Below are 10,233 nucleotides of genomic sequence, written 5' to 3'. Positions count from 1 at the left end.
GCGGGAGCGGCGAGGGCGGGTGTCGTGAGGAGGGCGAGCAGCAGCGTCGTCGCCGTGACCGCGCTGCGGCGCGCGGTGCGGCGGCGCTGGTCCTGCGTGGGTGGGGGCGGGAGGTCCGTGATCTGCAAGCCGGGTACCTTCTTCCGTCTCGTCACCTCGCCACGGGCGAGGCGGGGTCGGCCGCCCGGCCACCGGCGTCGCGGACACCCTGAAGCCGGGGCGACCGCCGACGGAACCGCCGGGGGCGGGCGTGGACGCGTGCAGTATCGCCCGGTGCCGACCGGCAATCGGTCATTTGGGCTCACGTGGGACGCGGCAGGTTCGCCCCCGCCCCCGTCCGCCTCAGTAGCCCAGCCGCTCGACCTCCTCGGCCACCGCGAACTCCGTGTCGCAGGACGGGCAGCGGCCGCGTCCGAAGACGAGGGTGAGCGCGCGGGCCACCTCCTCCTGGCCGTGTGCGACCGCCTCGCCGTGCAGTCGGGCGCCGATGCCGGTCAGCTCGTCCGGCGCGGCCGGGGTCAGCTCCCCGCGCGTCGCGTCGCCCCCGTCGCCGCCCCCGGTCACGTAGTCACCCTCCGACACGAACGTGCCGAACTCGCCGAAGGCCACGAACAGACCCGCCTCGCAGCCGGGGCACTCCACCTCGTACTCCTCGCTGTTCACCCCTTCCAGCGTCTCGGCCCAGAACTCCTCGCCCTCGAAGGACAGCACGGACTTGAGCAGGTGGACGAAGAGGGCCGCCGACAGGTCGCCGCTGTCCAGCAACACGCGTGCCACGCCCAGCAGTTCGGCGATCTCGGCGGCGTACCTGGCCCGGCCCGGGTCGTCCGTGTCCACGACGATCGCCCCGGCCAGCACCACCGCCTGGAACCGGTCGCCTGGCGCCCGGCCGCACGCGATGTCCGTGAGGTGCGGCAGCGCCGCCCAGCTCGCGTCGTAGACCGAGCCCTGGTGGCACAGGGACGACCACAGCTCGCCCCACACCTCGTCGTCATCGGCGCCCCCGAGGCGCTGGAACAGGCCGGGTATGTCCTCGGCGGTCCCGTAGGCGTGGGTCAGTCCGTGCCAGTCGATCGTCGTCATGGGGACGATGATGCCGTGCCCCACTGACAACGCCCCGGCCGTCAGCGCAGGGTGTCGGCCCAGTCCGCCGGCACCCGGCCCGCCGGACCCGGGGTCGGCTGGTCGGCGGGGTGATGGGCGGGAGGGGCGAGTTCCGGACCCGACGTGTACAGCTCACCCGAGTCGAAGTCCCAGAACCACTCCTCGCCCGGCTCGAAGCTGCGGATCAGCGGATGCCCGGTCGCGGCGTGGTGGGCGGTGGCGTGCCGCTCGGGGGAGTCGTCGCAGCAGCCGATGTGCCCGCAGAGCGCGCACCGCCGCAGGTGGAACCACCAGCCGCCGGCCGCGTCGCACTCGGCGCAGCCGGTACCGCTCGGCGGGACGCTCGGGGCGATTCCGTCGGGGGAGGTCATGAGGACTCCTCGGGGGTCTGGTCGTCGGACGCGGCGAGCGGCAGCAGCACCTGGAAGCGGGTGTCACCGGGCACGGACTCGACCTGGAGGGTGCCGTGGTGCTTGTTCACCACGATCCGCCAGGAGATGTCCAGACCGAGTCCGGTGCCCTCGCCGACCGGTTTGGTGGTGAAGAACGGGTCGAAGATCCGGCCGCGGATCTCCGGCGGCACGCCGGGCCCGGTGTCGCGGAACTCGACCAGCAGCCGGTCGTTCTCCAGCGCGGTGCGGACCGTCAGCGTGCCGTCGCCGCCGGTGCTGTCCATGGCGGCGACCGCGTTGTCGATGAGGTTCGTCCACACCTGGTTCAGCTCCGCCGGGTAGGCGGGGATCCTCGGCAGCGTGCGGTCATACTCCTTGACGACGTCGATCCGCCTGCCGATCTTCCCGGAGAGCATCAGCAGCGTGCTGTCGAGGAGTTCGTGGACGTCCGCGTGCTGGTAGGGGGCGCGGTCGAGCTGCGAGTACTGCTTGGCGGCGTCGACCAGGCGCGAGACGCGGGTGGTGGAGTCCTCGATCTCGTTCATCAGCAGCTCGGTCTCGACCGTGTAGTTGAGCCAGCCGACGGCGCCCGGCAGGATCTCCGGGTCGACGGCCGCCGCCACCTGGTCGAGCCAGTCGAGGTCGAGACCGGCCTGCACGAAGGTCGGCGCGATGCGCCAGCCGTCCGGGATGCCGTGGTCGTCGAGCCAGTCGCCGAGGGCGTCCTCCCGGTCGGACGCCTCCAGCGGGCTGAGCGCCGGGGCCTTGGCGACCCGCTCGGCGGTCCGCTCCTGCACCTCGATCAGGGTGGCGAGCGCCTCGCGCGGGAACGGACCGGCGGAGATGACGCCCAGCTTGTGCCGCATCTTGGCGACCCGCTCGCGCAGCGTCGCGGTGGCCCGCACGGCCGCGGCCGCCGGGTTGTTCAGCTCGTGGGTGAGCCCGGCGGACAACGAGCCGAGCGCCAGCAGCCGTTCGCGCTGGCCGATCGCCCGCTGGGTGCTCTTGGAGCCGAAGAACAGCCCTTCGAGGAGGTGCACCGCCATCGGGAACGACTCCTGCATGAAGCGCGCGAAGGAGTCCGCGGGCAGCACGAAGAACCGGGTCGGCTCGGTGACCCGCATCGAGTTGTTGTAGATCTGCCGGACCCGGTCCCCGATGTACGCCTGCATGGCCCCGGAGTACACCCCGGGCTGGGAGGTGCGGGTCACCTCGACGTCGTCGCCGCCGACCCGGCGGGAGAGCACCACCGTGCCCTCGATCATCACGTAGAAGCAGGTGGCGGGGTCGCCCTCGGTGTAGACGGCGCCGGGCTCGAACAGCTCCACCCGCCCCTCGCCGCACAGCCGCCCCAACTGCTCGGCGGTGAGCTTCTCGAACAGGAACAGGGCGCCGATCTCCCGCGGGCTGCACGGCATCGCCCGCCCGCTCACGACTGCTCCAGGTACCGGTGGACGAGCATGACGGCCATGGCTCCCTCTCCGACGGCGGACGCGACGCGCTTGGCCGACTCGGCGCGCGCGTCGCCCGCCACGAACACCCCGGGGACGTTGGTCTCCAGGTGGTACGGCGGCCGGTCCAGCTCCCAGCCGGCCGGCGGGCGCCCGTCGGCGGTCAGGTCGGGACCGGCCAGGATGAATCCGTGCTCGTCGCGCAGGACCGTCCCGTCCAGCCAGTGGGTGAGCGGGGCCGCCCCGATGAACACGAACATCCACTGCGCGTCGACGCGTTCGGTCGCGCCGCTGCCCACGTCGCGCAGGGTGAGCTGCTCCAGGTGGTCCGAGCCGTGCGCGGAGTCGACGACGGTACGGGTGCGGACCGTGATGTTGGGCGCGTCGTTGATCTGCTGGACCAGGTAGTACGACATCGACGCGGCCAGGTCGTCGCCGCGCACCAGCAGCGTCACCGACTTGGCGCCCCTGGCCAGGTACATCGCCGCCTGCCCGGCCGAGTTGGCGCCGCCCACGATGTACACGTCGTGGCCCTGGCAGGAGGCCGCCTCGGTGAGCGCGGAACCGTAGAACACCCCGCAGCCGGTCAGGTCGTCGGTGCCGGGCGCGGTCAGCTGCCGGTAGGAGACCCCGGTCGCCAGGATCACGCTGTGCGCGGCGACCGCCGAACCGTCCGAGAAGCGGACCGTCCTGGCCGCCCCGTCCACTTCGAGGGCGGTCACCTCGCGGGCGGTGAGGATCTCCGCGCCGAACTTCGCCGCCTGCCGTCTGGCCCGGTCGGTGAGCTGGCCGCCGGAGACGCCGTCCGGGAAGCCCAGGTAGTTCTCGATGCGGGAGCTCTGCCCGGCCTGCCCGCCGGTCGCCGACCGCTCCACCAGCACCGTCCGCAGCCCCTCGGACGCCCCGTAGACGGCGGCGCCGAGCCCCGCGGGGCCGCCGCCGATGACGACCAGGTCGTAGAAGTCGGCCGCCGGGGTCGTCGCCAGGCCCACCCGCGCGGCCAGCTCGGGCGCCTCCGGCTCGACCAGCGGGGCGCCGTCCGGCGTGATCACCAGCGGCAGCCGTCTGCCGTCCTGTCCGGCCGCCGCGAGCAGCCGCGCGCCCTCCGGCTCCTCCGCCGAGTACCAGCGGTAGGGCACCTGGTTGCGGGCCAGGAACTCCCGCACCTCCGAGGAGCGCGCCGACCAGCGGTGGCCGACCACCTTGGTGGCGGGCACCGGCCGGAAGTCGGAGCACCGCCACGCCTCCAGCAGGTCGTCGAGGACCGGGTAGAGCTTCTCCTCCGGCGGGTCCCAGGGCTTCAGGAGGTAGTGGTCGAGGTCGACGACGTTGATCGCGTCGATGGCCGCCCCGGTGTCCGCGTACGCCGTCAGCAGCACCCGGCGCGCGCCCGGATAGACGTCGAGGGCCTGCTCGAGGAACTCGATGCCGTTCATCTGGGGCATCCGGTAGTCGGCCAGGATCACCGCCACCAGGTCCCCGCGGAGCTTCAGTTCGCGCAGCGCCTCCAGGGCCGACGCGCCCGACTCGGCGCGCACGATCCGGTAGGACTCGCCGTAGCGCCGCCGCAGGTCGCGGGCCACGCCGCGGGAGACCCCCGGATCGTCGTCCACGGTCATGATGACGGTCCGCGCTGTGTCGGACGGCTGTGCCATGCGTCTCCCACCCCGAGTGGTCGGGCCGACGGGACGGCGGGCCCGCACCCGGGGAAGCGGTCACCGCGTCGGCTCCCGTCCATCGTATGTTCGATCTCCGCGGTTCGCCGTGAGAAGCGGTGGCGGGCGGGCGGGACCGACCGCCCGGTGTGCGCGAGACTGGCCCCGGCGGCGGCCCGGGTGCCACCGCCGAAGATGCCCACGACACGTCGTCCCGGCCCGTCGGACCCACCGTGGTCCCGGGCCGGGATCCACGACCCCGACACAGGGAGGCAGCCGTATGGCGGGCCCGATCACCGCAGGCGTCGACGGAACCGACGAGAGCCTCGCGGCACTCGACTGGGCGGCCCGGGAGGCGCTCCGGCGCGGCCTGCCGCTGCGACTGCTCCAGGTCTGGCGGTTCGCGCCGCACGAGGGCCTGGAGGGCGCGGACGCCGAGACGCAGTCCGGCTGGGTGGCGCACGCGCTCGCGGAGGTCGCCGAGGGCGTCAGGGCCCGGTACCCGGCGCTCGACGTGCGGGCCGACGCGCGGGAGGGGGAGGCCGCCGACACCCTCGTCGAGGCGGCGGCCGGGTCGGAGCTGCTGGTGCTGGGCTCGCGCGGGTACGGCCCCGTCGTCGGGTTCCTGCTCGGCTCGGTGGGGCAGCGGGTGATCGCCGGGGCGGGACGGCCGGTGGTCCTGGTGCGGTCGGGCGACCGGCCCGCCGGGGAGGCGGCCGGGCGGGAGGTCGTCGTCGGCCAGCAGGGCGATCCGGACGACAGCCTGGACGCCCTGCGGTTCGCGTTCGCCACCGCCGCAGCGCGCGGCGCCACCGTCCGCGCCGTGCGCGCCTGGAGCCTGCCCCCGGTCTTCGCCTACAGCCCCGCCTCGCTGAAGCTCCTGGACGAGGCGGGCGGCCTCGAACCGTACGAGAGCCGGGCGCTGACCGACGCGCTGCGGCCGTTCCGCGCGGAGTTCCCCGAGGTGCCCGTGGTGGAGCACGTGGAGCTGGGCAGCGCCGGACAGGTGCTGCTGTCGGTGGCCTCGCGCGCCCAGCTCATGGTGGTGGGGCGCCGGGCCTCGCGCACGGCCGTCGGCGCGCGGATCGGCTCGGTGGCGCACGGGGTGCTGCACCACGCGGAGTGCCCGGTGGCCGTCGTCCCGCACGGCTGAGTCACTCGGCGGTCGTGGGCCTCAGCGACTCCCGCGCGGTCGGCAGGATGTTCCTGATGTAGTCCGCGACCGCCGTCTCCAGGCCGATGTCGTGCTGGGCGTGCTCGGACAGGTACCAGCGGTGTTCGAGCAGCTCGTGGTAGATCTCCGCCGCGTCCATCGCGCCCCGCAGCTCGCGGGGGACCTCCCTGACCGTGGGCCGGAACACGTCCCGCACCCACCGGTGGGCGAGCACCTCGGGGCGGGCGGCGAGCGGGTCGCCCGGGGCGTAGTCGTCCTGGGTGGCCATCCAGCTCTCCAGGTCGCTCAGCAGCCGCCGCGCCTGGTTCTCCTCGGTGTCGAGGCCGGTCAGCCGCAGCAGCTGGCGCTGGTGGTGCCCGGCGTCGACGACCTTCGGCACGAAGGTGACGGAGTCGCCGTTGGAGGAGTGCTCGATCTGCATCTCGGCGACGTCGAACCCGAGGTCGTTCAGGCGCCGGATGCGCCGCTCGATGTAGTGGTACTTGCCCGCCGGGTACACGGAGGTGCGGGTCAGCTCCTGCCAGAGCCGCCCGTAGCGGGCGCAGATCTCGGTGCCGAACTCGATGGGGTCGACCGACGGGTGCAGCGCGCCGGACGCCTCCAGGTCGAGGAGTTCGCCGCTGATGTTGACGCGCGCCAGGTCGAGGTCGTACTCCCGCTGCCCGTCGCTGAGCCGCGGGTGCAGGTCGCCGGTCTCGGCGTCCACCAGGTAGGCCGCGTAGGCGCCCGCGTCGCGCCGGAAGAGGGTGTTGGAGAGCGAGCAGTCGCCCCAGGCGAACCCGGCCAGGTGCAGCCGGACCAGCAGCACGGCGAGGGCGTCCATCAGCCGGTGCATGGTGGCGGGGCGCATCGTCGTCTCGAACATGGAGCGGTACGGCTGCGATCCGCTCAGGTGCCGGGTGACCAGCACGGACTCCAGCGGGGCGCCGTCGTCGTCGGTGCGTCCGGTGAGGACGGCCAGCGGGTCGACGGCGGGGATGCCGAGCCGGTCGAGGTCGCGCAGCAGCTCGTACTCGCGCAGCGCGGGGCGCTCGGCCAGCTCCTTGACGGCGATGACCTCGTCCCCGGCCCGCGCGTACCGCACCACGTGCCGGGATATGCCGCGCGGCAGCGGCACCAGGTACGCCTCCGGCCACCGTTCGAGCGGCAGGTGCCACGGCAGCTCCAGCAGGAGCGCGGGGTGCTCCGGGGTCGTCGCGCTGATCTGCAGTGCCATGGATCGGGTGTCCTCGTCTCGGGGCCGGACGGCTCGGGGGTGATCGTCACCTCACCTTAGAGGGCGGCCCGCCGGGGGCCGCCGGGGCGTAGCGCCCCTCAGCGCACGCCGCGGGTGCGGAACTGCACGCTCACCCGCGGTCCCGAAGCCCGTCCGCTCTTGGGGACGCAGTGCTCCCAGGTGCGCTGGCAGGAGCCGCCCATCACGATGAGGTCGCCGTGGCCGAGCGGCCTGCGGACCGTGCCGCCGCCGCCCACCGGGCGCAGCAGCAGGTCGCGGGGCGTGCCCACGGAGAGGATCGCGACCATGGTGTCCTCGCGCGCGCCGCGCCCGCCGCGGTCCCCGTGCCAGGCCACGCTGTCCCGGCCGTCGCGGTAGAGGCAGAGCCCGGCGGTGGCGAACGGCTCCCCGAGTTCGGGCCCGTAGTGCGCGCCGAGCGCGTCGCGGGCCTCGGTGAGGACGGGGTGGGGGAGCGGGTCGTCCGCGCCGTAGAAGGCGAGCAGCCGGGGGACGTCGACGACGTGGTCGTACATGGTGCGCCGTTCCGCGCGCCACGGGACCTCGGCGGCCAGCCGTTCGCACAGCGGCGCCGAGCCGGTCAGCCAGCCCGGCAGCACGTCGATCCAGGCGCCCGACCCGAGCACGGTGCGGCGGATCCCGGTGAGGGGGCCGAGCCGCGGCCGGTCCGTCTGGTCGAACAGGGAGCCCTGGAGGTGCGTGGTCATGGTGCCAGCGTACCCGTAAATCGAAAATACGTTCGCTTAGCGGCGGCTCGGCGGATTCCGTCCCACCCCTTTGGATACATCGGTGTATCGGATACATTCACGTATCCGATCGCCGCCCGGGAGGGAGGACGCCATGGCCGCAGCGGCCACCGGACGCGTGACCCGGCGCCGGGTGCGCACCCGGGCCAACCTGCTGGACGCCGCGTTCGCCGTCTTCGCGGCCAAGGGCTTCGGGCGCGTTTCCATCGAGGAGGTCTGCGAGGCCGCCGGGTACAGCAGGGGCGCCTTCTACTCCAACTTCGCCAGCCTCGACGAGCTGTTCTTCGCCCTCTACCGGCAGCGCGCCGACCTCATCGCCGACCAGGTCTCCGGAGCCCTCGCCCTCGACGGCCCCGACCGCGACGTCGCCGCCGCCGTCGACCGCGTCACCGAGGTGCTCCTGCTCGACCGGGAGTGGCTCCTCGTCAAGACGGACTTCCTGGTGCACGCGGCCCGGGTGCCCGACGTCGCCGGCACCCTCCTCGCCCACCGGGCCCGGCTGCGGCGGGCGATCGCCGACCGGCTCGCCCGCGCCCCCGGCCTCGCCGCGGCGCCCGCCCCCTCGGCGACCCGGACAGCGCCGCGCACGCCGTGGTCGCCGCCTACGACGGCGTCACCACCCGACTCCTGCTGGACCGGGACGTCGACGGCGCCCGGATCTGGCTCAAGCAGCTCCTCACCGCCCTGCTGACCGACGGCAGCGGCGCGCGGGACCTCCCCTAGGAAAGGCAACGGTCGCCATGCATGCGGACGTCATCGTCGTCGGAGCGGGCCTCGCCGGCCTGGTCGCGGCCCACGAACTCACCAGCCGGGGCAGGCGCGTCGCCCTGGTCGACCAGGAGAACGCCGCCAACCTCGGCGGCCAGGCCTTCTGGTCCTTCGGCGGCCTGTTCCTCGTCGACTCCCCCGAACAGCGCCGCCTCGGCGTCAAGGACTCCCTCGACCTCGCCTGGAGCGACTGGCGGGGCAGCGCGGCCTTCGACCGCACGGACGACGAGGACTCCTGGGCGGTGCGCTGGGCGCGCGCCTACGTCGAGTTCGCCGCCGGGGAGAAGCGGTCCTGGCTCGAAGGACACGGCATCAAGCTGCTCCCCACGGTCGGCTGGGCCGAGCGCGGCGACCTGCGCGCCGACGGCCACGGCAACTCCGTGCCCCGCTTCCACATCGCCTGGGGGACCGGGACCGGCGTCGTCGAACCGTTCGTGGCGTACGCCAGAAAGGCACGGGCGGACGGGCTCCTGACGTTCCACCACCGCCACCGCGTCGACGAGCTGATCGTCGAGGACGGACACGCGAGCGGGGTCCGCGGCACCGTCCTCGCCGACGACGACTCCCCGCGCGGCGTCCCCTCCAGCCGCGAACGCGTCGCCGACTTCGAACTCACCGCCCGCGCCGTCGTCGTCACCTCCGGCGGCATCGGCGCCGACCACGACATCGTCCGCAGGTACTGGCCCGAACGCCTCGGCACCCCGCCCACCCGGATGGTCACCGGCGTGCCCGCCTACGTCGACGGCCGGATGCTCGACATCAGCGCCGCCGCCGGGGTCCGGCTCGTCAACCGCGACCGCATGTGGCACTACACCGAGGGCATCCAGAACTGGGACCCGATCTGGCCCGGCCACGGCATCCGCATCCTGCCCGGCCCGTCCTCGATGTGGTTCGACGCCCTCGGCCGCCGCCTGCCCGACCCCTGCCTGCCCGGCTACGACACCCTCGGCACCCTCCGCCACCTGCGCACCGACCCCGCCCTCGCCGGGCACGACCACTCCTGGTTCGTCCTCACCCGGCGCATCGTCGAGAAGGAGTTCGCGCTCTCCGGGTCGGAGCAGAACCCCGACATCACCGCCAAGGACAAGGGCGCGGTGCTGCGCGACCGGCTCCTCGGCAAGGGCGCGCCGGGGCCCGTCGACGCCTTCGTGCGCCGGGGCGCCGACTTCGTGACCGCGCCCACCCTGGAGCAACTCGTCGGCAAAATGAACGGGCTGACCGACACACCGCTCCTGGACGCGGCCGGACTGCGCCGCCAGATCGAGGCCCGCGACCTCCAGATCACCAACCCGTACAGCAAGGACTCCCAGGTCCAGGGCATCCGCAACGCCCGCCGCTACATCGGCGACCGCCTCGGCCGGGTCGCCACCCCGCACCGCATCCTGGACCCGGACGCCGGGCCGCTGATCGGCGTCAAGCTGCACGTCCTCACCCGCAAGACGCTCGGCGGCATCCAGACCGACCTGGACTCCCGCGCCCTCGGCGCCGACGGCGCCCCGATCGACGGCCTGTACGCGGCCGGTGAGGTGGCCGGGTTCGGCGGGGGAGGCGTGCACGGGTACAACGCCCTGGAGGGCACCTTCCTCGGCGGCTGCCTCTTCTCCGGCCGGGCGGCAGGCCGCGCGGCGGCCCGCGAGACCGGCTGACCGGCCGCCCCGGTTCCGCTCTCCCCGCCCCGAGCCGCCGCGGCGCGGTCCCGGGAGCGGGCC

General features: G+C 73.9%; 8 protein-coding genes and 1 pseudogene. 3 read left to right on the top strand and 6 right to left on the bottom strand.

Annotation, left to right across the window (positions count from 1 at the left end):
* Positions 1–342: 342 nt before the first annotated feature.
* Genes GA0115242_RS29540 through GA0115242_RS29525 form a run of 4 tightly spaced genes read right to left on the bottom strand, consistent with a single transcriptional unit; the run spans position 343 to position 4,602 of the window.
* The gene (locus GA0115242_RS29540; protein ID WP_141721800.1) at positions 343–1,083 is read right to left on the bottom strand and encodes a hypothetical protein; all 741 of its coding nucleotides are present in this window, start codon (positions 1,081–1,083) and stop codon (positions 343–345) included.
* Positions 1,084–1,124: 41 nt separating this feature from the next.
* Positions 1,125–1,475: a UBP-type zinc finger domain-containing protein gene (locus tag GA0115242_RS29535; protein ID WP_093833841.1), complete on the bottom strand. Its 351-nt coding sequence runs from the start codon at positions 1,473–1,475 to the stop codon at positions 1,125–1,127.
* Positions 1,472–2,929, bottom strand: coding sequence for an ATP-binding protein (locus GA0115242_RS29530; protein ID WP_093833839.1), 1,458 nt, complete (start codon positions 2,927–2,929; stop codon positions 1,472–1,474). Before GA0115242_RS29530 ends, GA0115242_RS29535 begins: the two co-directional genes overlap by 4 nt.
* Entirely contained in the window at positions 2,926–4,602 is a 1,677-nt protein-coding gene (locus GA0115242_RS29525) for an FAD-dependent oxidoreductase (protein ID WP_093833837.1), read from the bottom strand. Before GA0115242_RS29525 ends, GA0115242_RS29530 begins: the two co-directional genes overlap by 4 nt.
* A gap of 280 nt (positions 4,603–4,882) precedes the next feature.
* Between GA0115242_RS29525 and GA0115242_RS29520 the strand changes: the two genes are divergently transcribed.
* Positions 4,883–5,755, top strand: coding sequence for a universal stress protein (locus tag GA0115242_RS29520; protein ID WP_093833835.1), 873 nt, complete (start codon positions 4,883–4,885; stop codon positions 5,753–5,755).
* A gap of 1 nt (position 5,756) precedes the next feature.
* On the opposite strand, the gene GA0115242_RS29515 is transcribed toward GA0115242_RS29520, so the two are convergent.
* Both GA0115242_RS29515 and GA0115242_RS29510 read right to left on the bottom strand, forming a co-directional pair.
* The gene (locus GA0115242_RS29515; protein ID WP_093833833.1) at positions 5,757–6,992 is read right to left on the bottom strand and encodes a DUF4032 domain-containing protein; all 1,236 of its coding nucleotides are present in this window, start codon (positions 6,990–6,992) and stop codon (positions 5,757–5,759) included.
* Positions 6,993–7,090: 98 nt separating this feature from the next.
* Positions 7,091–7,717, bottom strand: coding sequence for an alpha-ketoglutarate-dependent dioxygenase AlkB (locus tag GA0115242_RS29510; RefSeq protein ID WP_093833831.1), 627 nt, complete (start codon positions 7,715–7,717; stop codon positions 7,091–7,093).
* Positions 7,718–7,850: 133 nt separating this feature from the next.
* Here GA0115242_RS29510 and GA0115242_RS29505 point away from each other — a divergent pair.
* Both GA0115242_RS29505 and GA0115242_RS29500 read left to right on the top strand, forming a co-directional pair.
* Positions 7,851–8,479: pseudogene (locus GA0115242_RS29505) on the top strand (TetR/AcrR family transcriptional regulator).
* Positions 8,480–8,496: 17 nt separating this feature from the next.
* Positions 8,497–10,170 carry an FAD-binding dehydrogenase gene (locus tag GA0115242_RS29500; protein WP_093833829.1) on the top strand — a complete coding sequence of 558 codons (1,674 nt, stop codon included), beginning with the start codon at positions 8,497–8,499 and terminating at the stop codon, positions 10,168–10,170.
* Positions 10,171–10,233 lie beyond the last annotated feature (63 nt).

The sequence above is a fragment of the Streptomyces sp. SolWspMP-5a-2 genome (assembly GCF_900091845.1).
In the GTDB taxonomy this organism is placed as follows: Bacteria; Actinomycetota; Actinomycetes; order Streptomycetales; family Streptomycetaceae; genus Streptomyces; species Streptomyces doudnae.
The sequence above is the reverse complement of the archived record's forward strand: the minus strand, read 5'-3'. Positions and strand labels throughout refer to the sequence as shown.

Coding starts and splice junctions, on each gene's coding strand:
- GA0115242_RS29540 (WP_141721800.1), bottom strand. CDS start 1,083: ATGACGACGATCGACTGGCACGGACTGACCCACGCCTACGGGACCGCC.
- GA0115242_RS29535 (WP_093833841.1), bottom strand. CDS start 1,475: ATGACCTCCCCCGACGGAATCGCCCCGAGCGTCCCGCCGAGCGGTACC.
- GA0115242_RS29525 (WP_093833837.1), bottom strand. CDS start 4,602: ATGGCACAGCCGTCCGACACAGCGCGGACCGTCATCATGACCGTGGAC.
- GA0115242_RS29520 (WP_093833835.1), top strand. CDS start 4,883: ATGGCGGGCCCGATCACCGCAGGCGTCGACGGAACCGACGAGAGCCTC.
- GA0115242_RS29515 (WP_093833833.1), bottom strand. CDS start 6,992: ATGGCACTGCAGATCAGCGCGACGACCCCGGAGCACCCCGCGCTCCTG.
- GA0115242_RS29510 (WP_093833831.1), bottom strand. CDS start 7,717: ATGACCACGCACCTCCAGGGCTCCCTGTTCGACCAGACGGACCGGCCG.
- GA0115242_RS29500 (WP_093833829.1), top strand. CDS start 8,497: ATGCATGCGGACGTCATCGTCGTCGGAGCGGGCCTCGCCGGCCTGGTC.